This window comes from Flavobacteriales bacterium, assembly GCA_020635855.1.
Taxonomy (GTDB): domain Bacteria; phylum Bacteroidota; class Bacteroidia; order JACJYZ01; family JACJYZ01; genus JACJYZ01.
In genome coordinates, this window is sequence record JACJYZ010000002.1 from 1,113,774 (window position 1) to 1,138,833 (window position 25,060).

Below are 25,060 nucleotides of genomic sequence, written 5' to 3' on the forward strand. Positions count from 1 at the left end.
CCGGACTTAGTGAACGCTGGCCAGGAAGCGGTCCAGCATACCCTGGGTCACGTGGTCCATCACCACGATCTTCCACCAGTTGGGCTCGCCCTCATGGGTGTCGGGTACCAGCACAAATTTTTCTGCCACTTTGTGCGAGATTGCATTCCCACGGATGGTAACGATGTTCATGTGGGGATGACGGTAATACGCGATGCCTTTTTTGTCCAGCGTTTCACACAAACGGTCGGTGCGGGCGATGAGCTTGCGCACCTTGCTTTTCCATCCGTCCGACCCGTGCGTACGAAGGATCATCCAGATCGCTATGGCATTTGCACCGGAGCGGGATCCGCTGAGGGTGTAGTCGTTTCCATGTACGTAGCGTGCCTCTTTGGTCATCGCATATTGCATCCATCCTTTCCTGATCAGAAAGATGCCGGTACCGTAAGGCGCCTGCAGCATCTTATGTGCATCCATGGTAAAAGAGGTGATATGCGGGTTCTTGAAGGTATAGCGTTCATCGCCCGATGAGAACGGGTAGATGAAGCCGCCGAACGCGCCGTCCACATGCAGCATGAAGGGGAGCGGTTGTGCATCCAGCACCGCCGTCACCTCGTCAATCGGATCCACCGAACCGAACATGGTGGTGGACATGTTCATCACCACAATCAGGTACTTGATCCCGCTCTTTGCTGCGTCGCCGAGTTGTTGCTTCAGGGCATCTGTTTTGATGAGGCGGGTGCTGTCATCCACCTCCATCACCAGTTGTTTCAGGCAAAGCAGGTTGCAGCCTTTCGGCATGGAGTAGTGGCTGTCTTGCGAATACACCACGGCGATTTCATCCGGCCGAGCGCTGTGCTTCTCCATATAATAGTTGCGGTAGATCCAAAGCGCCATGATGTTGGCCTCGGTTCCACCTGCCGCTACATACCCGTCCTGCTGTCCGCTTTCTCCACCCAGGATCTCTTCCGCGCATAGGGCGATGGCTTCCCTTTCCAGCTCCTGCGTTCCCTTGAACGCTTCTTCGGATTGGGTCACCGTATGGCATCCGATGTGGTTGGGGTTGGAGTTGAGGGCCCGCATGTACGGGGCGTCATCCAGGAACGGAGCGTCGGGGTAAAACTCTTCGGGGTCAAGAAAAGAGGCGGGGAGTCCCAGCACATCGCGTTGCCGGAAATCCAGGTTTTGATTCAGGGCCTGGAAAACCCGGTCCCTGATTTTGCTGTGTGAATAAGCTTCCCAATACATAATATGAAATCAATCCCAACCGGAAACCAGTACGTCTGCGAGGTGCATGATCTTCAACGGTTTCTTTTCCTTGCGGATGTATCCGTTGAGGTGCATGAGGCAGGATGCGTCGGTGCTTACGATGAAGTCGGCCTCCGTTTCCAGGGCGTTGTTCACCTTTACCTCCGCCAGGCTGCTGGAGATGGCTTCAAACTTGGCGGCGAATGCCCCTCCGAAGCCGCAGCAGCTTTCGGTGTCTTTCATTTCCACGAGTTCCAGACCTTTCACCTTTTCCAACAGTATGCGGGGTTCGCGCTTGATGCCGTACTCACGCAGGGCGGCGCAGGAATCATGGTAGGTGGCTTTCTTGCCATCCATCTTGGCGCCGAGGTCGGTGATCTTTAGGTGGTTCACCAGGAAGTCCGACAGCTCGAAGGTGTTTTTCTGCAGTTGCCTGTACTCATTGTGCAGGGCTGAGTTCTTGAAGAGGTCGTCGTAATAGTTCTTGATCATGCCTGCGCACGATGCTGAGGGCGTGACCACCGGCCGGGTGTTGTCAATGTCTTTGATAAACTTGGCGGCCACCTCCCTGGCTTCATCCCAGTGTCCACTGGTGAAAGCCGGTTGACCGCAGCAGGTCTGGTCGGGGTTGTAGTGCACCGTGCAACCGATGCGTTCCAGGATCCGTACCATGTTGGCGGCGGTATCCGGGTAGATCTGATCTATGAAACAGGGGATAAAAAGTTCAACGTCCATTCGCGAAGCCTTTGCTTTTTCGAGTGGTCAAAGGTCGGTATTTTTCCGCGGAAGGCGAAACAGAAAGAACCATCCGACAACAAAAAAGACAATCAGGGCGAAAACGGAATTCCGCATGCTGCCGGTCAGCTCTTCGATCAGGCCGTAGCTGGCTGTGCCCAATACGATGCCTGTCTTTTCGCAGAGTTCATAAAAACTGAAATAAGATGCATGGTCATGTGTCTCCGGAAGCATCTTGGCGTAAGTGGATCGCGACAGCGACTGGATGCCACCCATGACCAATCCCACCACGGCGGCCAGCAGGTAGAAGGCATTGGCAGTATACACGAAATAGGCGGACACGCATATCCCCACCCAGATTACAAGGGACACGGACAGGGCCCGGATATTTCCGAACAGGGAAGAGGCCCTTGAAAAGGCCCAGGCGCCAATCATGGCTACAAACTGGATGATGAGGATGGTGGTGATGAGCTCATCGCTTTTCATGGAGATTTCCTTGTCACCGAAAGAAGCGGCCATGTACATCATCGTTTGTACGCCCATGCTGTAAACAAAGAAGGCGGTGAGGAACATCGGCAATGCTTTTTCCGTGCGGATTTGTTTCCACACACCCAGCAGTTCCGCATATCCTTTGGTAAGCAGGTTGCCCGATGCCTGTTTCTGGTACACGTTTTTCGGCAGTACCCTGAAGGTGATGTGGGAGAAGCCGAACCACCAGATGCCCGTCATCACAAACGAGATCCGGGCAGGTGTTCCATCCGAAGGCATACCGAATGTTTCCGGACTCATGATCATGATCAGGTTTACGATCAGCAGGATGGCGCTGCCCACATAGCCCAGTCCGAACCCCAGGGCGCTCACCCTGTCTTGGTCTTTTACCTCCGCGATCTCGGGCAGGTAGGCGTTGTAGAATACGAGGCTGCCGGAGAAACCCATCGTGGCCAGCATCAATCCCCCCAGGCCAATGCCCAGGTGGTCTTTGTCGAAGAAGTACAGCGCGCAGCAGGCGGCAGAGCCCAGGTAGCAGAAGAAGCGCATGAAGGCTTTCTTGCGCCCGCTGTAGTCGGCGATGCCGGAAAGAAGCGGTGAGATCAGCACCACCAGCAGAAAACCTGCGGAAATGGTGTAGGAGTATAAGGCGGTGTTGGTGAACTGGCGGCCCAGGAATACCACCTGGTCGTTTCCATCGGAGGAAGTAACGGCATTGTAGTAAATGGGAAAAATGGTGGAGGTGATCACCAGGCTGTACACCGAGTTGGCCCAGTCGTACATGGCCCAGCCCCTGATGATCTTCTTATTTCCCTTTTCGATCATTCGCGGTGGCGGTACGACTGAACGACTTCCACAAAATGTTTAACGTGATCCGGGTTTGTGTCCGGGTAGAGGCCATGGCCCAGGTTGGCGATGTGCCGCTGTGGTCCGAAGGTTTCCAGCATGGCGTGGGTGGCCTTTGTGATCACTTGCTTATCGGCATACAGCAGGCACGGGTCCAGGTTGCCCTGTACCGTTTTTCCGTTTCCGATCTGTGCTTTGGTTTCCCTGATGGGCATGTTCCAGTCGAGTCCCAGCACTTCGCATGGTAGTTGCGCCAGCTCGTTCATGGCAAAGAAGGCGCCTTTTGCGAAGATGATCACCGGCACGTCGGTGATGGCTTCACAGATCGCTTTCAGGTAGGGGATGCAGAAGGTGTGGTACTGGTCGGGCGAAAGTACGCCGGCCCAGCTGTCGAACACCTGCACCATGTTGGCGCCCGCCTGCACCTGCGCTTTCAGGTAGGCAATGGTGGATCGGGTGATCATGTCGAGCAGGCGGTGACTCGTCTCCGCGTCTGTGTACAACCACTTGCGCGCGGTTGAAAAGGTTTTGGATCCGCTGCCTTCCACCATATAAGAGAAGATGGTCCATGGTGCGCCTGCAAAACCGATCAGCGGCACGCGACCGGCCAGGGCGGATTTCACGAGTCGGATTTCCTCCACCACATATGCCAGGTCTTCCTCAGGGTTGGCTATGTGCAGGCTGTCCAGGTCTTCCGGTCGTTTGATGAACCGTTCGAACACAGGGCCTTTGGCTTCCACCACTTCGTAGGGAAGTCCCATGGCTTCCGGTATCACCAGGATATCGGAGAACAGGATGGCGGCGTCCACGCCCAGGATGTCCACAGGCTGTATGGTGACTTCACACGCCAGTTCCGGGTTCTCCACCAGCTGCTTGAAACTGCCGGCTTTTTCGCGCACCCTCCGGTATTCCGGGAACACGCGTCCGGCCTGACGCATCAACCACACGGGCGTTCTTTCGGTCTTTTCTCCCCTGGCTGCCCGCAGGATGAGGTCGTTTTTCAATTCCATGCCGGTCGGATCAGATGCTTGCTTTCTCGCGTTGTTTGATCAGGTTCAGCGCCGATCCGGCTTTGAACCACTCGATCTGGCTTTCATTGTAGCTCTGGTTCACCTTGATCTCATCCGAGGTGCCGTCGGCATGATCCAGTCGCAGGGTCAGCTGCTTGTCTGGCGCGAACTGATCCAGGTCGGTGAAGGATATGGTATCATCTTCCCTGATCTTGTCGTAGTCGGCTTCGTTGGAGAACGTGAGCGCCAGCATGCCTTGTTTTTTCAGGTTCGTTTCGTGGATGCGGGCGAAGGATTTCACCAGCACCGCACGAACACCGAGGTGACGGGGTTGCATGGCGGCGTGCTCGCGGGAAGAACCTTCACCGTAGTTGGAATCGCCTACCACAATGGTTGGGATGCCTTTGGCTTTGTAGTCACGTTGTACCGCCGGCACTTCACCGTATTCACCGGTGATAACGTTCTTCACTTTGTTGGTTTCGTCGTTGAAAGCATTCACCGCACCGGTGAGGGTGTTGTTGGAGATGTTGTCGAGGTGTCCGCGGTAGCGCAGCCACGGGCCGGCCATCGAGATGTGGTCGGTGGTGCACTTGCCTTTTGCTTTGATCAGCACACGCATGCCTGTGATGTTCTTGCCGTCCCAGGGTTGGAAGGGGGTCAGGAGCTGGAGACGTTCTGAGTCGGGCTTCACCACCACGTCCACCTTGCTGCCGTCAGCAGCGGGTGCCTGGTAACCGGCATCTTCCACGGCAAAGCCATTGGGTGGGAGTTCGAATCCTTTGGGTTCATCCAGTTTTACCTGCTGACCTTCTTCGTTGGTGAGGGTATCGGTAAGTGGATTGAAGCCCAGGTCACCGGCGATCGCCATAGCTGTGACCAGTTCGGGTGATCCCACAAAGGCATAGGTGTTCGGGTTGCCGTCGGCGCGTTTGGCGAAGTTCCGGTTGAATGAATGGACGATGGTATTTTTCTCCTGTTTGTCAGCACCCGCACGCGCCCATTGGCCGATGCAGGGACCGCATGCATTCGCAAACACATTGGCTCCGATCTGATTGAACGTGTCGATAAAGCCGTCGCGGTCGATGGTATAGCGTACCTGTTCGGAACCTGGGGTCACAGTGAACTGGGATTGTGCTTTGAGGTGTTTGTCGACCGCCTGTTTGGCGATGGAGGCGGAACGGGAAATATCTTCATAGGAAGAGTTCGTGCAGGAACCGATCAGGCCGTATTCAATCTTGGTCGGCCACCCATTCTTCTCGGCGGCTTCACGCATCTTGGAGATGGGGGTGGCGATGTCCGGCGAGAATGGACCGTTCAGATGCGGTTCGAGGGTCGACAGGTCGATCTCGATCACCTGGTCGAAATATTTTTCAGGGTTGGCGTATACTTCGTCATCGCCGGTGAGGTGTTCCTTGATGGCATCGGCGAGTTTGGCTACATCCGCACGTCCGGTGGCCGACAGGTAACGCGACATGGACTCGTCGTATCCGAAGGTGGAGGTGGTGGCCCCGATCTCGGCGCCCATGTTGCAGATGGTACCTTTGCCTGTGCATGACAGGGAGCGGGCGCCTTCGCCGAAATATTCCACGATGCAGCCGGTTCCGCCTTTTACTGTAAGGATGCCGGCCACTTTCAGGATCACGTCTTTGGCGGATGTCCATCCGTTCAGCTTTCCGGTCAGTTTCACGCCGATCAGTTTGGGGAACTTCAGCTCCCATGCCATACCTGCCATCACGTCAACGGCGTCTGCGCCGCCCACGCCGATGGCCACCATGCCAAGTCCGCCGGCATTCACTGTATGGCTGTCTGTACCGATCATCATACCTCCGGGGAATGCATAGTTTTCGAGTACCACCTGGTGGATGATACCGGCGCCGGGTTTCCAGAAACCGATGCCGTATTTGTTGCAAACGGAAGCGAGGAAGTTGAATACTTCGTTGTTTTTGTTGATGGATTCCTGCAGGTCCTTGTCGGCGCCCACGCGTGCCTGGATCAGGTGGTCGGCGTGCACGGTAGAAGGCACGGCGGTTGTTTCCTTACCGGCTTGCATGAACTGGAGGAGGGCCATCTGGGCGGTGGCATCCTGCATGGCTACGCGGTCGGGCGCGAAGTCCACATAGGATTTACCCCTTTCATAGGCTGTGGTGGCTGAACCATCCCACAGGTGGGTGTAGAGGATCTTTTCAGAGAGCGTCAAGGGTTTGTTAACCACTTTACGTGCTGCGGCAATGCGTTCGGGGAAGCGGGCATACACCGCTTTGATCATGTCAAGGTCGAATATCATGGTGATGTGTTTTTTGCGGTCTCAAATGTGGTGGCGAAATTAGCAAAAGACACAGATAATCGCAATGTGGGGTGGATGGGGCTATGGGATTCAGATATCCTAAAATCCGGTCAGATTTTTAACTTGTTGGTGGAAATTCAAAAAAAACTTATATTTGCACCCTTAATAAAAATGATCGAAGCAAGTCATTATGGCAAACCATAAGTCAGCCCTGAAGCGAATCCGTGCCACCGAGGCCCGCACAGAAAGGAACAAATACCAGCACAAGACCGCGCGTAACGTGATCAAGAAGCTGCGTACCACAACCGACAAGAAAGAAGCAACGGACCTGTTGCCAAAGGTTTCGGCCATGCTGGATAAGCTTGCCAAGAGCAACATTATTCACAAGAACAAAGCATCCAACCTGAAGTCAAGCCTGACCAAGAAGGTTGCAAGTCTTTCATAAGCATAGTACCCCCATTCTATGTCATAAGCCCTCGGGATTTCCCGGGGGCTTATTTTTTTATTCAACTTAGAAACCCAAGGTCTTAGGCGGTGGTCATGCCTGCCTGTCATCACGCTAGCCTGTGCATCGGCAGGTAGGTTCTATAGGCCCCGCCGTATTGTTTTGCCACCAAGGCACAAAGTCACCAAGAAAAGTTCGCACAGCAAACCACCGTGTCTTGGAGCCCTTGTGGTATTCTTTGATTTCCGGGGGCTTTGCCCTCTTTTAACAAATCCACCTTCTCGGAAGGTGGTTTCTTTACGGCTTCAGCATGTCCCTGATTTTCTCGAAGGCTTCCTGGTTCGGGGCCTCCAGCACAGCATTGTGGATCTTCTTTTTCTCCTTGGTGGTGAGGTGCCAGCTCAGGGCCACCTTGTCATCCTGCTCATTGTACATCTGGAGTTTGATCACGTCAATGGTATTACCGAACCATTTGCTGGCATACTGCAGGAGCTGGTCGTGGTCCATATCCTGTGTGATAAACAGGTTGTCGTACATCTTGCCGATCGGGTTCAGCATGTTTTGTACCAGGGTACCCCTGGGGTTTTTATCCACTTCATATTCCTTGTATCGGTCGCGCACCTGGATGAGTATCACCCCGCTGGTGTTGTTGGCGATCCATGATCGGAAGGAGTAAATGAATTTAAGGCTGGTCTTAAGACCGAAGTTATCACGCAGTCCGGCATCCATCACCTGGATGGGTGGTTCGCTGGGCAGGTATACGATCGGACAGATATACGGGAAGGTTGCATTCATCCTGAGGGCGCTTGTGAAGCGGAGGTTGTAAGGGTTCTGATCGCTGAAGAACCGGGTGAATTCGATGCCTTCCAGCAAGGGGTCGTTCACCAGGTTATCCACTGGAGCATTCTGGGTGAGATAAGAAATGGGTTGAGCGGATATGTAAAGGCGGCGGCCGTCATTCAGGATGCTGGGTGTGAGTACCATCATTGGAATGGTGGCGCTGTATTCGGCAATCGTGTAGTCTTTCAGCCGATGTTCCAGTATGTTGCCCGTGTTTGTGTTGAGCTGTTGTTCGAAAGCGAAACCGCGGTCTTTGCGATAGGTCTGGCCCTCATATTCGAATTGTTGTATGCGCAGGAAGAAGTCGTTCACCGCAACGCTGAATGCCATGGGATTCAGAATATCGGTGCCGATGTTGTCCAGGTATTGCGGGTTGTTCAGGTTGATGTGGTTGGTGTCGGCTGTTTGCGACCGGTAATAAAGTTCCCTCAGGTAGGCGGCACCGATCATTCCTCCGGAAGATCCGGTGATGAGCATCATGTGCTTCATCAGTTGTTGTCCGGATACACTGTCGGCGTACTGCAAGGCCCTGAACGTCCACACCGCTGCGCGTAAACCGCCACCGCTTGTGTTCACGATGACCAGCTTCGGTTTCTTTTCAGGGTAAAGGCTCTCATTTTTTTTCTTCCAGTTGTTAAGGATCTCCACCGTGCGACTGATGTCCTTGTGGTTCATCTCCGGATCGTAGTTCAGTGCCTGGAGGTGGTCAATGGTGTATGCGGGTTTGGATTGCGTTTGGTAGTTCATTCCCACGGCCCGGTTCCCCGGGTTGAAGAATTCGAACTGCGCCATGAAATTGATGAGCAGGAAAAGCAGTCCGTATACCGTGAAAGACCATCCCCGCAACCAGAACTTCAATGCATTGGTCAGCATCAGGAACATGGTGAAGAGGAGAATGATGCTTGCACCGGCGGGGATCATGAAGTACTTCACCTCCCTGAAGAGGCCCAGGGCGATCAATGCTCCGATCAGGATCATTTCAAAGATCGCAGCCATGGTATGGTTCTGCCGGAACACCCGCTCGAGCATGGCCCTGTCATAGTGGAAAGATTTGCGGGCAAGCCGCATGTTGAACGGGCTTGTCATGTATGTATCTACCCGCCATTCCTTGCCGCGTCTGCTTTTCTTGGGAGGGGGTTTTTCGGCGTGTTTCTGGATGATGTATTTGGTGTCTCCCAGGGTACGCACCTGCATGTCGGGAGGTCCTTCCATGTCCACCCTCACCCCGAACATCTTGAACAGGTCTTTGTTGGTGTTGAAAAAATAGGCAAAGGCAAAAGCGATGAAGAGGAACACGCCCAGCAGGAATCCCAGGATATCAATCACGGTGTCGCCGAACGGAACGAATTCGTTTTCGCCCTGGAACAGGTAGATTTTATAGCTGTAGTATATGCAAAAGGCGAAAGGGATGGCGGAGTTGTTCACGCAGAACTTCCAGAACGGGCGCGATAGTGTGGCGAGGAAGGGAAAGCGGAAACTGTTTCCGATGTAGCTGGAAATATGGAAAGCCATGATGAAGGCACCGGCGGTAACGCCCATGAAGAGGTACGAGAAGAAGTCGACCCGGCCCAGGTATTCGGGATCAAGAAACAGGTAGGGAATTCCGTAGCGTACGAGTATGTGCTGGCCTACGAAGCCGAACATGATGGCCCAGAATACCAGCAGGAGCTGGTTCTTTTTCAGATGAAGTACCAGCAGTTGAAACGGAAAGAAGTAGTACAGGCGACTCCATCTTTCCGAGTTCCAAAAGCCGTTGTCATCTGGTGTGCTCATGTACCTTTGCGGTGGTTCCTCACTTAAATACGCAATGGATTGAAGAAGGTTAAGGCTCCCTGAAACAATCTTGTTGCTACAGCAGATATTCAATGACGCGCTCTTCCAGTCGGAACGGTTTGAGTTCCGCGAGACCGAGGCGATCAATGGCAACCTGGAGGTCATCCTTTGTGATGGTTCCTTCCTTGCCGCAATAAAACCTGGCTGACGTTTCCAGGGAACGCAAGGGGATCAGTCCCACCAGTTCCGATCCTGTTACCTCAACGCCCAATCCTGCGGCCTTTTCCTTTACCCTTTCGAAAACCATATGCATGGGTGTGATGTCAATGTTGGTCAGGTTGGTGGAAACCTGTGCTTTCCCGTATTCTTCAATGTACCATCCGATGGCCTTGACGGCTTTCATTTCCCCGGCCAGCACCACAAGGTTACCCAGGGCATCGTAGCCCCGGATGGCGCCGCTCTCCCTGATTTCTTCCGCAATCGACCTGGCGATCTCTTTGTCTTTTGTGTTCAGGTTGATGTTGTATGCCACCAGGAACGGTCTGGCGCCGATCACTGTAACCCCCGACCGTGCATTGAAGTGGGCCCTTCCGAAGTCGGGAGCCCAGCCGGGTTGCAGGATCTTTTCCGCCATGCCTTCGTATTCTCCCGCACGAATTTTGGATAAGTTATGGCGCGAGCGCAACAGTGCCGATTCTTCGTACAGGAATACGGGGATGTCCAGTTCCTGTCCCACACGTTCTCCCAATATCCGCGAGTAGTGCACGGTCTGTTGCATGGTGATGTTGCGTATGGGCACGAGCGGACAAACATCCGTGCTTCCGATGCGGGGATGTGTGCCTTTGTGCTGTTGCATGTCAATCTTTTCAGCCGCAGTTTTGATGGCCCTGAACGCCCCTTCAATCACAGCGTCGGGTGGACCGGCAAAGGTGATCACCGTCCGGTTGGCAGACGCACCCATGTCCACATGCAATAGTTTTGTGCCTTCTACGGATGTGATGGAGTCCGATATGGCGTCAATGATACTTTTGTCTCTGCCTTCACTGAAATTGGGGATGCATTCGATCACCTGCCCTTCCTGTTGCATGTTGGGTTTTGACTTTTGGTTCTCAACAAAGTAATGTGCCCTGCTGCAGGTGTGTGAACCGACCATCGGTATTCTGCGCTCCTGTTCGCCACACCTACATACAAACGTACACAAAGTTTCTTCATCTCAGCTACCAACGGATGATATTGCCGGTGAACCCTGTAAGAGGTGGCCTTTTGGTAGTTGCTGGACCGGATCACCGATTTATCTTACTTTTGCCGCATGCCTGGAAATTCATTTGGACAAATATTTAGGCTTACCACTTTTGGTGAGTCGCACGGTGTTGCACTGGGGGGCGTGATCGATGGATGCCCGGCCGGATTGGCGCTTGACCTGGAGGCCATCCAGCAGGAACTGGACCGCCGCCGTCCCGGTCAATCCAAGATCACCACGCAAAGAAAAGAACCCGATACCGTGGAATGGTTGTCGGGGATTTTCGAAGGCAAAACCACCGGAGCCCCCATCGGGTTTATTATCAGGAATGCCAATCAGCGGTCTGCCGATTACGACCACATCAAAGAAGTGTATCGTCCGTCACATGCAGATTACACCTACGACGCCAAATATGGTCATCGCGATTACCGTGGTGGCGGCAGGTCTTCTGCCCGGGAAACCGCCAGTCGCGTGGTGGGTGGCGCTGTTGCCCGCCAGCTGCTTCAGCACCAAGGCATCAGTATCCGTGCCTGGGTGTCATCTGTGGGTGAAATCGCGATGGAAGATCCGTCCGAAGTTCCGGATCATATTTCCATTGAGTCCAACATTGTTCGTTGTCCGGATGCTGCGGTGGCCGAAAAAATGATCACCCTGATCGATCAGATCCGCAAGGACGGAGATACCGTCGGTGGAGTTGTGTCCGCTGCCGTCACCGGATGCCCGGCCGGCTTCGGTGAGCCTGCCTTTCATAAACTGCATGCCGACCTCGGCGCTGCCATGCTGTCCATCAACGCATGCAAAGGTTTCGAATACGGTTCGGGTTTTGCCGGTACACGTTTGCGCGGATCGGAACACAATGACGTATTCATCCGGGAAGGAGATGAGATCCGCACCCAGACCAACCATTCGGGAGGGATCCAGGGAGGTATTTCCAATAGCATGCCCATCCTGTTCAAGGCTGCGTTTAAACCCGTGGCTACGATCATGCGTCCGCAACAAAGCGTCAATAAGGAAGGCGCATCCGTTACCGTAGAAGGCAGAGGGCGCCATGATCCTTGTGTACTACCAAGAGCCGTTCCCATCGTGGAAGCCATGGCCGCATTGGTGCTGGCAGACCATGTGCTGCTGCACAAGACCGCACGGATATGAGGGGGAACCCGGTTAAATCCCATGTGATATGAAAAAAATGGCCTTGCACTGGAGAATCCTGACAGGTATGCTGATCGGGGTGTTTCTGGGTTGGGGAGCAGCTGCCTCAGGTCATGTGACCTTCGTGGAGCACTGGATCAGTCCGTTCGGTACCATCTTCATGAACCTGCTCCAGCTCATCGCAGTGCCCCTGGTATTCGCATCGCTGGTGAAAGGCGTCAGCAGCCTGACCGATATATCCAGTCTTTCCAGAATCGGATTGAAAACAATGGGCTTCTACCTGGGTACTACAGTCATTGCCGTTACACTCGGATTGATATTGGTGAACATCACACGGCCGGGTACATCGTTCTCGCAGGAGAAGCGCACGGAACTTCAGGAGAAATATGCGTCTTCGGTGGAGGAGAGAAAGGCCGGCGCCGAACAGGTGAAAAGCAGTGGTCCGCTTCAGTTTCTTGTGGACATGGTGCCGCGTAACTTCATTGACGCCGCCACCGATAACAAGAAAATGCTGCAGGTGATTATATTCTCGCTTCTGTTCGGAGTGGCACTGGTGATGTTACCCCAGGAAACCACCGTTCATGTGCGGGGCTTTTTTGACGGACTGAATGAAGTGTTTCTGAAGATCATCGATCTGATTATGCTGTTTGCCCCCTACGGAGTCATGGCGCTGATGGCGGGTGTGATTGTGGGTTTTGCCGATTCGCTCGGCGAACTGATGCAGGCCCTCGGGATGTATTCGCTTACCGTTATCATCGGCCTGTTCCTGATGGTTGCCGTGGTGTACCCCGTGCTGCTTTACCTCTTCGCACGCAAAAAGCCCCTCGACTTTTTCAAAGGTATTATGCCGGCGCAGCTGCTGGCTTTTTCAACCAGTTCCAGCGCAGCCACCCTGCCGGTAACCATGGAACGGTGTGAAGAACACCTGGGAATATCCAACAAAGTGACATCCTTTGTGCTGCCGCTCGGGGCCACCATCAACATGGATGGAACCTGCCTCTACCAGGCCGTGGCCGCCGTCTTCATTGCCGAAGCCTTTGGCTACGATCTTACCCTGGCCGACCAGGCCAGCATTGTACTTACGGCTACTCTTGCCTCCATTGGCACCGCAGCGGTGCCGGGCGTAGGTATTGTGATGCTCATGATCGTGCTCGCCGGCATAGGTGTACAACCGGAAGGCATTGCCCTGGTGATGGCGGTGGATCGCATCCTGGATATGTGCCGCACCGTTGTGAACGTGACTAGTGACGCTACAGTAGCTACCATTGTGGCTCATTCGGAAGGTCAGTTGAAGGATGTGACGGAGGAAGACCTGATGTCCTGAATTCCCATCTTTACTTTTTTTACCTTTAAAGCCCGGTTCCGGTCAAACCGATTTGTATCGGAAACCAAAAGCATGCAAACCGAGCAAACGTTGTTCTGATATGATCAAGAAAATATTCATCATCCTGGGTGTACTCATTGCGCTGGTGTTGGGCGCCATCATTGTTCTGCCTATTGTTTTCAAGGATAACATCGTGCAGGCCGTCAAGGATGCGGCGAACGACAACCTGAACGCCACCCTGAACTTCGGGGATTTCGATCTTTCACTGATTCGATCATTTCCAGACTTCAGCGTTGAGATCAATGACCTGTCGGTGGCCAACAAGGAACCGTTCGAAGGGGATACCCTTATCAGCATGAAATCCTTGCATCTTACCGTAGACCTCATGAGCGTGATCAGTGGCAACGAGATGAAGATCAAAACCGTTCGCCTGGACCAGCCACGCATGAATTTCAGCGTGCTGGAAGACGGGCGTGCCAACTGGGACATCGCCAAGTCATCTGCAACCGGAGAAACATCAGCCCCGGAAACCAGCCCCGAAAAAGAGGAAGCCCCTTCTGAAGGAGCGCCGTTCAAAGCCGCCCTGAAATCACTGGAGATTGTGAAGGGATATATGGCCTACGAAGACAAAAGCCTGGCATTCGCCATGGTGTTGAATGAACTGGACTTCGAATTGAGTGGCGACTTCACAGCAGATTTCACATCCGTAAAATCAAAAGGATCCATTCATGCGGTGGATATGTCCTACGAAGGTGTGCCTTACCTGACGAAGGCTGTGGTGGGTCTGAAGGCAGACCTGGATGCGGATATGAACAAGTTTGAATTCACTTTCAAGGAAAATGAGTTGAAAGTGAATGAACTCGAACTCGGCCTGGACGGAAAGTTTGCCATGCCCGACAACGGTTATGTGATGGACCTGAAGTTCGCCGCCAAAAAGAATGAGTTCAAGAATTTCCTGTCGATGGTGCCAGCCGTCTATGCGAACGATTTTGCCTCTGTTAAGACATCCGGGAAACTGGCCCTTGACGGGTATGTGAAGGGATTGTATAACGACAGCATCATGCCGGGCTTCGGTACCAATATTGTCATTGAAGATGCCATGTTCAAATACCCCGACCTGCCCGGAGCCATGCAAAACATCCAGGTAGCCGTGAACATCGATAGCCCCACCGGCGACCCGGATCAGACGGTGGTAGACATCAGCAAATTTCATGTGGAGATGATGGGTAACCCCTTCGATATGCACATGCGCATCGCCACCCCGGTGAGCGACCCCCAGGTGGATGGCGCCATGAAGGGCGTGATCAATCTGAGCAAGCTGGGTGACATCGTGCCCAGGGAAAAGGACGACAAGCTTTCGGGTATCATCACTGCCGACCTCGAACTGAAAGGACGCCAGTCGTCCATTGACCAGGGACGGTATGAAGACTTCCACGCCGTGGGTGGTTTGGGAATTGCCGATATGTATTACCAGACCAAAGATTTCCCACAGGGCATGCGAATCAATAAGCTGCAGTTCAATTTCAGTCCGCAGTACCTCGACCTCGCCGAATTCAACAGCATGATCGGAAAGAGCGATCTCCAGGCCAGTGGAAAGGTGACCAATTACCTGGCCTATGCATTAAAAGACAGTGCCACACTGGCGGGTAACTTCCGCATGACATCCACTTCGTTCGACCTGAATGAATTCATGACAGAGGATGAAGCGGCAGCTGCTTCAACGCCGGCGTCAGGTGAAGGTACACCGGCATCCGGAGAAGCCGCTCCTCCTGCAGAAGAAGCTTTGTCGGTGATTGAAGTGCCACCGTTCATTGATTTCGTGGCTTCGGCGTCTTTCGGGAAACTGTTGTACGATAACATGCCGATGGACAACGTGTCGGGTTCCCTGAAGATCAAAGACCAGGTGATTACCCTCGAAAATTTCAAAATGAATACCCTCGGAGGTGCCATGACTGTGAACGGCACATATGGTACAAAAGATGTGAAGTCCCCCGACGTGGATTTCAGTCTGGACATCAAAGGTTTCGATGTGGAGCAAACCACATCTACCTTTAATACCGTGGCCGAGATTGCACCCATTGCCAAAGCCTGCAAAGGCAGCTATTCCACCAGCATGTCGTTTGTGACGAAGCTGGATGATAAGATGGAACCGGTGATGAATACACTGGCCGGTCAGGGTCGTTTGAAAGCCGAGAATATTAAGGTGGAAGGTTTCCAACCCCTTGAAAAAATGGCTGACGTGCTGCGCAACCCCAAACTGAAAAAGTGGGAATTCAACAACATGGATGTGGCCTTCCGGTTTTCCGAAGGAAGGGTGCATGTGGACCCGGTTCCCCTCAAGCTGGGGAATGTGAAAGGAACCATGCAGGGATCCAATGGATTTGATCAGACCCTGGACTATGTTCTTAATCTGCAGATCCCCAGAAGCGATATGGGAGGCGATGCCGTAAACGGTTTGCTGGCTTCCGCAGGACTGAAAAACGACCCCAACGCCACCTTGCCTGTGGATGTGATGATCGGTGGTACCGTTACCAATCCGACCATCACCCCAAGCATCAAAGGTGCAACCACACAGGTGAAGGATCAGGTGAAGGAAGTGGTGAAAGAAAAAGTGGAGGAACTGAAAGACAAGGGTCGCGAAGAATTACAGAAACAGGCAGACAAAGTGCGTGCGGAAGGAAAAGCTGCTGCGCAACGCATCCGTGACGAAGCGGAAGCCAACGCCAAGAAGATTGAGGATGAAGGAAAAGGCAATCCGCTGAAGAAGAAAGCCGCACAGGTTGCTGCTGACAAGGTACGCAAGGAAGGTGAAGCAAAGGCGAAGCAGGTGGAAGACGAAGCCAATCGTAAGGCGGATGGAATTGAAAATACCGCCAAACAAAAGGCAGACGATTTGCTGAATAAATAACAGTTGCAGTTGATTATATAAGCTACGGCCAAACTTCCGTTCCCGGGGAAGATGACTGGTATGGTCCGGAAGAACATATATCTATGGGCGCTCGTTTTGTCGGCGTCGTTGCAGGGAAGTGCGGTCGCGCAGGATTGCCCCGTGCCTGGAAAAAAGTCCCAGGCCCTGTTCGATGATGCACTGAGCCGTTGGAGATACGACCGCAAAAATGCCATGTCAGAACTCCAGGAACTGGCCGATAAGGAGGAAGACTTCACCGACCTTCAGCTCTTCCTCGGAGGTGAGTTCTACAAAGATCACCAGGAAAAAATCGCTTATAAGTATTTCCAGAAAGCTGTGCAGAGCTGTCCCGACCGTGATCCCTATGCCTACCTGTACATGGCGGAGATTGCATACAACCTGCAGTACTACGACAAGTCGATCATGCTGCTCGAGAAGTTCTTTGGCTATCCGCAGTCCATCAAATCAGCCAAGGATAAGGCCGATGCCGAAAAACTGTTGCGCATGGCGAATTTCTATGATAAGGTATACAAGAATCCGGTGCCTTTTGATCCGCACGTGGTGGATGGCATTTCAACCGAGGTGGATGAATACCTGGCCATGGTATCTCCGGACGATGAGTATTTTTTCTTTACACGCGGATATAGCCGGAAGGACAAGAACCTGCCTGCCGATTATGTTTTTGAAAGAGAGATTTCCGGGGATGATCGCATTGAGAAGTTCTGCCGCAGCAACAGGGAAGATGGCAAGTGGCAGATAGGAGAACCGCTGCCACCTCCCTTCAACACCAACATGAACGAAGGTGGACCCACCGTTTCTCTTGATAACAAAGAATTGTACTTCACCGTGTGTACCGACATCGGTACCTCGTTAAAAAACTGTGACATCTACTATGCGCAATGGAGGAACAGTCATTGGAGCGACATCCGCAGCCTGGGCGACGACATCAATGATCCCCAACTATGGGATTCCCAGCCGTCCATCTCTTCCGACGGGCAAACGCTCTACTTTGCGAGCATGCGGCCCGGTGGACTCGGAGGTTCCGATATTTATGTCTGCCATCGCCTTCCCGGTTCCCAATGGAGCAAACCCGAGAACCTGGGCGCTCCCATCAATACCCCGGGCAATGAGAAATCTCCCTTTATTCATACCGATAGCCAAACGCTCTATTTCTCATCCGACGGTCATCCCGGGCTCGGAGGGTATGATATCTTCTACACCCGAGCCGATAAGAAGACCGGAAAGTGGATGGAACCCACCAACATCGGCTACCCCATCAACAAGGAAACCGATGAGCTTGGCTTTTTCGTGAGCACCGACGGGCAAACCGCCTACTTCGCATCCAATACCCTGAAAGGCGGGGTGGGGGGATACGATATATACAGTTTCCCTCTCTACAAAGAAGCCCAACCCGAAAAGGTGTTGCTGGTGAAAGGTGAGGTGAAGGATGAAAACGGTGAAGTTGCAAAAGACGCCAAACTGGAGCTGAAGAGTTTAAAGACCAAGGAGGTCACCGAGATCAAGATAAACAAGGATGATGGTAAATACGTGGCTGCGGTGACGGTACAAGCTGACGAGGATTTTATTCTTTCAGTAAAAGAGAAAGACAAGGCGTTCAATGCCGTTTACCTGGAAACCAAGAAGCCCGAACCTGTCAAGCCCATGACGGTGGCCTTTGAAACAAAGGAGATCAAGGTGGGTGAGTCGTATCAGTTGAATGATATCATCTATGCCACCAATTCATTCGATCTCTCCGCAGAGGCCATGGCCATGATCGATGAGTTTATAGATTACCTCACCCGCAACCCCACACTCAAAATAGCCATCCAGGGGCACACCGACAACCAGGGCGATGCGCATCAGAACATGGAACTGTCGAACAACCGTGCCCGTTCGGTGTACCAGTACCTCGTTATTGAAGGCATTGACCCCGACCGGCTTTCTTACAAAGGGTTCGGGCAAACCAACCCCATCGCTTCCAATACCAGCGAGGAAGGCAGGGCCCGCAACCGTCGTACCGAATTTAAGATCATCGGTAAATAAAGGATGTGCCCGGCCCGCTGATTTTGCCTATTTTCGCGTGCATGTTCAGGCAGCTATCATTTATCGTTTTGCTGGGCGCCGTTGTTTTGATGACAAACGCATGCCAGGATAATGCACCCTCGTCAGAACAGGGTGGCACAGATTCAACCGCAGTGGAAACCGCCAGTGCCGATCCGGAAGCCAGGCGCATCGCAAAAGAAGTCATGCAGGCCATGGGTGGCCGTGAAGCCTGGGACCGCACCCGCCACATCGGCTGGTGTTTCTTTGGCAGCCGGCACCTGTTGTGGGATAAATACACAGGGCGCGTGCGCATTGAACACCACAAATGGAATATGCTGTTCCTGATCAACGTGAATGACACCACCGGCCGCGTTTTCGAAGGCAACCAGGAGATCACCGAGCCGGATACTTTGAAGAAACTCGTTGACATCGGCCGCCAGATATGGGTGAACGACAGCTACTGGCTCGTGATGCCCTTCAAGCTTCTCGATCCGGGCGTGAACCTGAAGTACGTGGGCAAGGATACAACCCAGGACGGCAAAATGACGGACGTGTTGGAACTCACGTTCGGGAACAGCGTGGGCTATACGCCCGAGAATAAATACCGGGTGTATGTGGATCCGGAAACCCACCTGGTGAGCCGGTGGGATTATTTTGCCAATGCCTCCATGACCGAGCCAAGCATCAGCGACCTGTGGTCGGGATATAAGAACTATGACGGCGTTCTGCTGTCCGGTGGCCGCGGTGGCCGTAGCCTGGAAGATATCGTGGTGTTCCGTGAGCTTCCGGACAGGGTGTATGAAGACACCGCCTCCGTGCAGGGTATTGTTTACCCAGATAAGATCATGCCATGACCAAACCGAGTGTACCCAAGGGCACGAGGGACTTTTCCCCGGTGCAGATGGCCCGGCGCAATCATATCTTTTCCGTGATCCGTGAAGTGTTTCACCTTCACGGATACCAGGCCATTGAAACACCCGCCATGGAACATGCATCCACGCTTCTGGGCAAATACGGTGAAGAAGGTGATCGCCTCATCTTCCGCATCCTCGACTCCGGGGATTTTCTGAAAGATGTTGACCGGAGCGAGTTGGCCATTACCGAATCCCGTGAGCTGACCGGCAAGATTTCGGAAAAAGCCCTTCGGTATGACCTGACCGTACCCTTTGCAAGGTACGTGGTGCAGCATCAGAACGATATCAATTTCCCGTTCAAACGCTACCAGATTCAACCCGTATGGCGTGCCGACCGGCCGCAGAAAGGCCGCTACCGCGAGTTCTACCAATGCGATGCGGATGTGATCGGAAGCGATTCACTGCTGAACGAAGTGGAGCTGATCCAGATCATCAGTGAAGTACTGGAACGACTGAAGATTCCCGGATGGGTACTGAAGGTTAACAACCGCAAGATCCTGGCAGGCATGGCGGCCCTCATGGGTGCCCCCGAACGCATCACCGATCTCACTGTGGCCATGGATAAACTTGATAAGATCGGACTGGAAGCTGTGCAAAAGGAATGGTTGGAAAGGGGTTTCAGTCAGGATGCCGTGAACCTCATGACGCCGTTGCTTGAAATCAATGGTGATTCGGAAGATAAGATGAATACGCTTCGCCTGAAACTGGCCGACATCGAAGTGGGACAGAAAGGGATCGGTGAGCTGACCGATATGTGGCAGATGGCCTCGGAATTCATCGGGAAAGAACATATTTCTTTCGAGCCGTCACTTGCACGCGGACTGAACTACTACACAGGAGCCATATTTGAAGTGGGGGTTCCGGAAAGCGGCATCGGAAGCATCATAGGTGGCGGCAGGTATGACGACCTGACCGGTATATTCGGTCTGGCGGGTATGTCGGGCGTGGGCATTTCCTTCGGCGCGGATCGCATTTACGACGTGATGGAAACCTTCAACCTGTTCCCGGAAACCAGCACCATGTCTACCCAGCTGATGTTTGTGAACTTCGGTGAAGAGGAAGAGAAGTTTTGCATGAAAGCTGCCCATCTGCTCAGAAAGAAAGGTGTAAGGGTGGAAGTGTATCCCGGGCAGGTTAAGCTGAAGAAACAAATGCAGTATGCCAACCAGAAGTCGATCCCGTGGGTGGCACTGGTGGGTGAAGAAGAACTGAAAAGCGGACAGATCACCCTGAAGAATATGGAAAGCGGTGAACAGCAAAAGTTTGATACCGATGCACTGGCAGACTACATCAATCGTTCACATACAGGCATTGCATTTTAGTTATATTTGCCCATAACCCTATAGTATGCAAGAAGAACAACCTTTACTCGACTCCACCTCCCAGAACAACGATCCCGGTGTCATGAAGATCGCCATGACCTATGGGGGTATGCTGGGAATGGCTGCCGTTATCGTAAACCTTCTGTTTTACATGGCGGGTATGACGCGGTCAACAATAACAGCGGTGGCAGGATATGCCGTCATACTCGGATTCATTATCTACGGATGTATCCAGTACCGGGACCGGTATCTCGGCGGACATATCTCTTATGGTAAAGCCTTGGGAACCGGTGTGATGATCGCGTTGTTTTCCTCGCTGATCGTTGCGCTGTACACATACGTTTTAATGTATCAAATTGATCCCGGACTGCTTGAACAATCAAGGGCGGAAGCCCAGCAGAAAATGCTGGAATCCAATCCGAACCTGACCGATGCCCAACTGGAGCAGGGTATGAAGATTGCAAATATATTCATGTCCCCGGGTGTGATTATGGTGATGGTTGTAATAGGGCATGTACTCATCGGTTTTATCTTCTCACTTATCACTTCCATCTTCATCAAAAAAGAGGAAACCGGTATCCCTTCAGCGTAGTACATATGGACCTGTCGCTTGTCATACCCCTGCTGAATGAGGAGGAGTCGCTGCCCGAACTGGTGGCGTGGATTGATCGCGTTTGCAAGGCACATGACCTGAGCCATGAGATCCTCTTAATTGATGACGGCAGTACCGACGGTTCCTGGAAAGTGATCGGCGAACTTTCCCGCCAATACCCATCCATTAAAGGCATCCGCTTCAGAAGAAATTACGGCAAATCAGCCGGACTCAACTGCGGCTTTGAAGCAGCCACCGGCAATGTGGTCATCACCATGGATGCCGACCTGCAAGACAACCCCGATGAGATTCCCGATTTGTACAAGATGATCATGGAGGATGGATACGATCTCGTATCCGGATGGAAGAAGAAGCGCTACGACCCCCTGATGAAGACCCTGCCCAGCAAGTTCTTCAACAAAACAACCTCCATCATGTCCGGCATCCCGCTGCATGATTTCAATTGCGGCCTCAAAGCTTACCGGAAAGATGTGATCAAAACCATCGAGGTTTACGGTGAAATGCATCGCTACATTCCACTCATTGCCAAATGGGCGGGATTCAAAAAGATCACTGAGAAAGTGGTGCAGCACCAAGCCAGAAAGTACGGCTATAGCAAATTCGGGTGGGAACGCTTCGTTAACGGCTTTCTCGACCTGATGTCAATTTCCTTTGTGACCCGGTTCGGTAAGCGACCCATGCACCTGTTCGGGTTGCTGGGAACCTTGTTTTTCCTCGCAGGCTTCGGAATCGCATGCTACCTGAGCTTTGCCAAGCTGTACTGGCTGGAATACAAGATGACCGAAAGGCCGTTGTTCTACCTCGGGTTTCTGGCCATGATCATCGGCTCACAAATGTTCCTGACCGGCTTCCTTGCCGAATTGGTTTCACGCAATTCTCCGGACCGCAACGTGTATCACGTGTCCGAAAGATTGAACCCATCCATTTAATCCGGGCTTTTCCGGCACCGGATTTGTATCTTCTTCGCAAGTGGCCTGTTAACTAATTGTGACACGAAGCTGTCGTGTTGATCGTTTCAAAGTAACTATCTTCGTATTCATGATAAAAGGTTTGCGATATATCCTGGGATTCATTGCGCTGCTGGCCGGCTTCGGCTCCGTGCATGCTCAAGACTCACTGAATGTGACCGATGCCAAAGGACACAAGCAGGGCCACTGGATCCGCACCTATCCCAATGACCAGGTGCGCTACGACGGCTTTTTTAAGGATGATAAGCCTGTCGGACTTCTGAAAAGATACCGGGAAAACGGCAAGCTTGAGGCGGATATGGATTATGCCCCGGATGGTGTTACCTGTGATACAAAAGTCTACCATGAGAATGGGCAGGTTGTGGCCATGGGCCGGTACATCGGGCAGGAAAAGGATGGTGTATGGCAATATTTCAACGAGAAAGGCCAGAAGACCTCACAGGAATCCTTTAAGAAAGGTGTGAAAGACGGCACATTCGAAGAGTACTACCCCGAAACCGGCAACATCGTGAACCGCATGCAATGGAAAGACGGCAAGAAAGACGGCGACTGGGTCCAGCAGTTCGAAGACGGAACCATCCGTACCACCGGTCATTATACCGACGATCACCTGGAAGGGGATGTGACTTTCCATTATCCAAGTGGTAAAGTGCAGATGACGGGGCCGTATGTCAAAGGGATCAAGAATGGTACCTGGAAGTATTTCCTGGGAGATGGTCGTTTGGGAAGTATCGTGAGGTACAGCAATGGATACATGACCGGGTCTACCCGGGTAAACGGCACCTTCACTGAGTACCATCCTGGTCGCATCCCGGCCAAAGTGATGAACTATGTCAATGGCAAACTTGAAGGTGAATACCTGGAATATTACCCTGTGGGTAAATGGGTGGTGGAAGAAGTGCCCGGCAAAACCAACAACCAACAATTCGGGGAAGAGGAAGAGGCGGACCGTGAAGAAAAACTGGAAGTGCAGGTACTCAAGATGAAAGCCAATTATGTGAACGGGCAACTGGAAGGGGAGGTGACCTATTATAAAGAAGACGGAACCGTGGACAAGGTTGAGAAATATCACGAAGGTAACCTGGTGAAGTGATGGCAGGAAAAGGAAAAGGAAAAGTACTTGTGGCCATGAGCGGTGGTATCGATAGTTCGATGGCTGCACTCATGCTGCATGAAGAAGGGTATGAGGTGATCGGTATCACCATGAAGACGTGGGATTATGCTTCCGCTGGCGGTTCACGAAAGGAAACCGGTTGCTGCAGCCTTGATTCTATTAACGATGCACGGATCCTGGCCGTTGAACAGGGATTCCCCCATTTCATCCTGGATATTCGTGATGAGTTCGGCGATGCGGTTATCGATAACTTCGTGGAAGAGTACATGGCGGGCCGAACCCCCAACCCTTGTGTGTTGTGCAATACCCATATCAAGTGGGAAGCCCTGCTGAAACGTGCCGATCAACTGTCGTGTGATTTCATTGCCACCGGTCACTATGCACGCGTCAGGCAGGATGAAAACGGTCGGTATGTGGTGTCGCGCGGACTTGATGTGGAAAAAGACCAGTCGTATGTGCTATGGGGCCTCACCCAGGAGAGCCTGAAACGTACCCTGTTCCCCATGGGCAACTTCCGCAAAACCGATATTCGCAAAATGGCCATGGACCGGGGATTCGAAGCCCTTGCCAATAAAAAGGAAAGCTACGAGATCTGCTTTATCCCCGATAACGATTACCGCGGCTTTCTGAAACGGCGTGTGGATGGGCTGGAAGAACGTGTTCAGGGTGGAAAGTTCGTGTCTGTGAACGGCGAAGTGCTGGGTAACCACCAGGGATATCCCTTCTATACCGTAGGGCAACGCAAAGGGCTTGAGATTGCCACCGGCGTGCCCAAATATGTAGTCAAGATCGTCCCGGAAACAAATACCGTGGTGCTGGGCGATGTGGAAGACCTCGAACAGCAACACATGCGTGTGGGTAGGGTGAACCTGCAGAAGTGGGATCGTCTGGATACATCCTTTGAAGCGGTAACCAAGATCCGGTATAAAGACCCGGGTACGGTATGTACCCTCACCCAGGAAGGCGATGAGGTGAATGTGGCCTTCCACGCACCGGTGACCGCTGTGGCACCCGGACAATCTGCTGTGTTTTATGACGGAGAGGACCTGATCGGAGGAGGCTTTATACTCAGGGAACCCCTTGCGTCTGCGTCGTAACTTTATAAGCCCCCTCTCGTTTGATTCAGCCGTGACCCGACATGGTTTCTTCAAATTCATTTTGATTTTCGGTGTGTTGACGGCATGGGCATCCTGCAAGAAAAGCACCGTGGATCCGCCCCTGACCTATACAGACTATTACCCGGTGGATGTAGGGCATTGGGTGATATATGACATGGATTCTACCGTGTATGATGCCTTTCTGAATGGTGCCGATACCAACTATCATTACCAAATCAAGGAGGTGATCGCCGATGTTTTTAAGGATAACACCGGTCAGACGACCTACAGGATCGAACGGTTCAAGCGTCAGGCCGATACCGATCCCTGGTTGATTTCGGATGTGTGGTACGCCAATCGCTTTGATGATCGCCTGGAACGTGTGGAAGAAAACCTGCGTTATGTAAGGCTCCAGTTCCCGCCACGGAAGAATCACAGCTGGGATGGCAATGCCATGAATACGTTGGAGACATGGAATTATCGTTATACCGCGGTACACCAATCCTATACCGTAGGAACGTTTGATTTTGATTCCACCGTTACCGTGCAACAGGTGGATGAGGCCAATCTCATCGAAGAAAAAAGTGTTGAAGAAGTGTATGCCCTCCATGTAGGTATGGTCCGTAAGACCTACAGGGTGCTTGATAAGGAAGTGGATGGCACAATCAAAGGCGGACTGGACTACACGATGACCCTGTTGGATTGGTCGGAATAACCAT

Annotated in this window: 19 protein-coding genes; 12 read left to right on the top strand and 7 right to left on the bottom strand. The window is 52.6% G+C overall.

The genetic code is table 11. From position 1 onward, the window contains the following. Positions 1-6: 6 nt before the first annotated feature. Genes H6585_04640 through H6585_04660 form a run of 5 tightly spaced genes read right to left on the bottom strand, consistent with a single transcriptional unit; the run spans position 7 to position 6,591 of the window. Entirely contained in the window at positions 7-1,227 is a 1,221-nt protein-coding gene (locus H6585_04640; GenBank protein ID MCB9447615.1) for an aspartate aminotransferase family protein, read from the bottom strand. Positions 1,228-1,236: 9 nt separating this feature from the next. Next, complete coding sequence (locus H6585_04645) at positions 1,237-1,962, bottom strand: (Fe-S)-binding protein (GenBank protein ID MCB9447616.1); 726 nt, start codon at positions 1,960-1,962, stop codon at positions 1,237-1,239. Positions 1,963-1,989: 27 nt separating this feature from the next. After that, complete coding sequence (locus H6585_04650) at positions 1,990-3,276, bottom strand: MFS transporter (protein ID MCB9447617.1); 1,287 nt, start codon at positions 3,274-3,276, stop codon at positions 1,990-1,992. Further along, complete coding sequence (hemE, locus tag H6585_04655) at positions 3,273-4,307, bottom strand: uroporphyrinogen decarboxylase (GenBank protein MCB9447618.1); 1,035 nt, start codon at positions 4,305-4,307, stop codon at positions 3,273-3,275. Before hemE ends, H6585_04650 begins: the two co-directional genes overlap by 4 nt. Positions 4,308-4,317: 10 nt before the next feature. After that, positions 4,318-6,591, bottom strand: a complete 2,274-nt coding sequence (locus H6585_04660) for an aconitate hydratase (GenBank protein MCB9447619.1) — start codon at positions 6,589-6,591, stop codon at positions 4,318-4,320. A 190-nt stretch (positions 6,592-6,781) separates the two neighbouring features. Here H6585_04660 and H6585_04665 point away from each other — a divergent pair, with 190 nt between their 5' ends. Beyond that, positions 6,782-7,036, top strand: coding sequence for a 30S ribosomal protein S20 (locus tag H6585_04665; protein ID MCB9447620.1), 255 nt, complete (start codon positions 6,782-6,784; stop codon positions 7,034-7,036). A 297-nt stretch (positions 7,037-7,333) separates the two neighbouring features. Here H6585_04665 and H6585_04670 read toward each other — a convergent pair whose 3' ends face one another. Continuing rightward, on the bottom strand, positions 7,334-9,649 hold the full coding sequence (locus H6585_04670) for a patatin-like phospholipase family protein (protein MCB9447621.1): 2,316 nt from the start codon (positions 9,647-9,649) through the stop codon (positions 7,334-7,336). Between the two features lie 76 nt (positions 9,650-9,725). Then, complete coding sequence (gene ftcD, locus H6585_04675) at positions 9,726-10,736, bottom strand: glutamate formimidoyltransferase (protein MCB9447622.1); 1,011 nt, start codon at positions 10,734-10,736, stop codon at positions 9,726-9,728. A gap of 222 nt (positions 10,737-10,958) precedes the next feature. Here ftcD and aroC point away from each other — a divergent pair, with 222 nt between their 5' ends. The 11 genes from aroC (at position 10,959) to H6585_04730 (ending at position 25,056) form a co-directional block, all read left to right on the top strand. Next, positions 10,959-12,038, top strand: coding sequence for a chorismate synthase (gene aroC, locus H6585_04680; protein MCB9447623.1), 1,080 nt, complete (start codon positions 10,959-10,961; stop codon positions 12,036-12,038). Between the two features lie 28 nt (positions 12,039-12,066). Continuing rightward, entirely contained in the window at positions 12,067-13,362 is a 1,296-nt protein-coding gene (locus H6585_04685) for a dicarboxylate/amino acid:cation symporter (protein MCB9447624.1), read from the top strand. Between the two features lie 100 nt (positions 13,363-13,462). After that, positions 13,463-16,270, top strand: a complete 2,808-nt coding sequence (locus tag H6585_04690; GenBank protein ID MCB9447625.1) for an AsmA family protein — start codon at positions 13,463-13,465, stop codon at positions 16,268-16,270. Positions 16,271-16,330: 60 nt separating this feature from the next. Further along, positions 16,331-18,313 (top strand): OmpA family protein, encoded by a 1,983-nt coding sequence (locus tag H6585_04695; protein MCB9447626.1) that lies wholly within the window; start codon positions 16,331-16,333, stop codon positions 18,311-18,313. Positions 18,314-18,516: 203 nt separating this feature from the next. Further along, positions 18,517-19,167: a hypothetical protein gene (locus H6585_04700; GenBank protein MCB9447627.1), complete on the top strand. Its 651-nt coding sequence runs from the start codon at positions 18,517-18,519 to the stop codon at positions 19,165-19,167. Further along, positions 19,164-20,549, top strand: coding sequence for a histidine--tRNA ligase (locus tag H6585_04705; protein ID MCB9447628.1), 1,386 nt, complete (start codon positions 19,164-19,166; stop codon positions 20,547-20,549). Before H6585_04700 ends, H6585_04705 begins: the two co-directional genes overlap by 4 nt. A 25-nt stretch (positions 20,550-20,574) precedes the next feature. After that, on the top strand, positions 20,575-21,141 hold the full coding sequence (locus tag H6585_04710; protein ID MCB9447629.1) for a DUF4199 domain-containing protein: 567 nt from the start codon (positions 20,575-20,577) through the stop codon (positions 21,139-21,141). A gap of 5 nt (positions 21,142-21,146) precedes the next feature. Beyond that, positions 21,147-22,091, top strand: coding sequence for a glycosyltransferase (locus H6585_04715; GenBank protein MCB9447630.1), 945 nt, complete (start codon positions 21,147-21,149; stop codon positions 22,089-22,091). A 109-nt stretch (positions 22,092-22,200) separates the two neighbouring features. Next, complete coding sequence (locus H6585_04720; GenBank protein ID MCB9447631.1) at positions 22,201-23,223, top strand: toxin-antitoxin system YwqK family antitoxin; 1,023 nt, start codon at positions 22,201-22,203, stop codon at positions 23,221-23,223. A 35-nt stretch (positions 23,224-23,258) separates the two neighbouring features. Further along, positions 23,259-24,341 (top strand): tRNA 2-thiouridine(34) synthase MnmA, encoded by a 1,083-nt coding sequence (mnmA, locus tag H6585_04725; protein MCB9447632.1) that lies wholly within the window; start codon positions 23,259-23,261, stop codon positions 24,339-24,341. Between the two features lie 73 nt (positions 24,342-24,414). Further along, positions 24,415-25,056, top strand: a complete 642-nt coding sequence (locus tag H6585_04730; GenBank protein ID MCB9447633.1) for a hypothetical protein — start codon at positions 24,415-24,417, stop codon at positions 25,054-25,056. Positions 25,057-25,060: the final 4 nt, after the last annotated feature.

Bases quoted from the DNA above. Each gene is read 5' to 3' on its own strand.
- H6585_04640 (MCB9447615.1), bottom strand. From the start codon at position 1,227: ATGTATTGGGAAGCTTATTCACACAGCAAAATCAGGGACCGGGTTTTC.
- H6585_04645 (MCB9447616.1), bottom strand. From the start codon at position 1,962: ATGGACGTTGAACTTTTTATCCCCTGTTTCATAGATCAGATCTACCCG.
- H6585_04650 (MCB9447617.1), bottom strand. From the start codon at position 3,276: ATGATCGAAAAGGGAAATAAGAAGATCATCAGGGGCTGGGCCATGTAC.
- hemE (MCB9447618.1), bottom strand. From the start codon at position 4,307: ATGGAATTGAAAAACGACCTCATCCTGCGGGCAGCCAGGGGAGAAAAG.
- H6585_04660 (MCB9447619.1), bottom strand. From the start codon at position 6,591: ATGATATTCGACCTTGACATGATCAAAGCGGTGTATGCCCGCTTCCCC.
- H6585_04665 (MCB9447620.1), top strand. From the start codon at position 6,782: ATGGCAAACCATAAGTCAGCCCTGAAGCGAATCCGTGCCACCGAGGCC.
- H6585_04670 (MCB9447621.1), bottom strand. From the start codon at position 9,649: ATGAGCACACCAGATGACAACGGCTTTTGGAACTCGGAAAGATGGAGT.
- ftcD (MCB9447622.1), bottom strand. From the start codon at position 10,736: ATGCAACAGGAAGGGCAGGTGATCGAATGCATCCCCAATTTCAGTGAA.
- aroC (MCB9447623.1), top strand. From the start codon at position 10,959: ATGCCTGGAAATTCATTTGGACAAATATTTAGGCTTACCACTTTTGGT.
- H6585_04685 (MCB9447624.1), top strand. From the start codon at position 12,067: ATGAAAAAAATGGCCTTGCACTGGAGAATCCTGACAGGTATGCTGATC.
- H6585_04690 (MCB9447625.1), top strand. From the start codon at position 13,463: ATGATCAAGAAAATATTCATCATCCTGGGTGTACTCATTGCGCTGGTG.
- H6585_04695 (MCB9447626.1), top strand. From the start codon at position 16,331: ATGGTCCGGAAGAACATATATCTATGGGCGCTCGTTTTGTCGGCGTCG.
- H6585_04700 (MCB9447627.1), top strand. From the start codon at position 18,517: ATGCAGGCCATGGGTGGCCGTGAAGCCTGGGACCGCACCCGCCACATC.
- H6585_04705 (MCB9447628.1), top strand. From the start codon at position 19,164: ATGACCAAACCGAGTGTACCCAAGGGCACGAGGGACTTTTCCCCGGTG.
- H6585_04710 (MCB9447629.1), top strand. From the start codon at position 20,575: ATGCAAGAAGAACAACCTTTACTCGACTCCACCTCCCAGAACAACGAT.
- H6585_04715 (MCB9447630.1), top strand. From the start codon at position 21,147: ATGGACCTGTCGCTTGTCATACCCCTGCTGAATGAGGAGGAGTCGCTG.
- H6585_04720 (MCB9447631.1), top strand. From the start codon at position 22,201: ATGATAAAAGGTTTGCGATATATCCTGGGATTCATTGCGCTGCTGGCC.
- mnmA (MCB9447632.1), top strand. From the start codon at position 23,259: ATGAGCGGTGGTATCGATAGTTCGATGGCTGCACTCATGCTGCATGAA.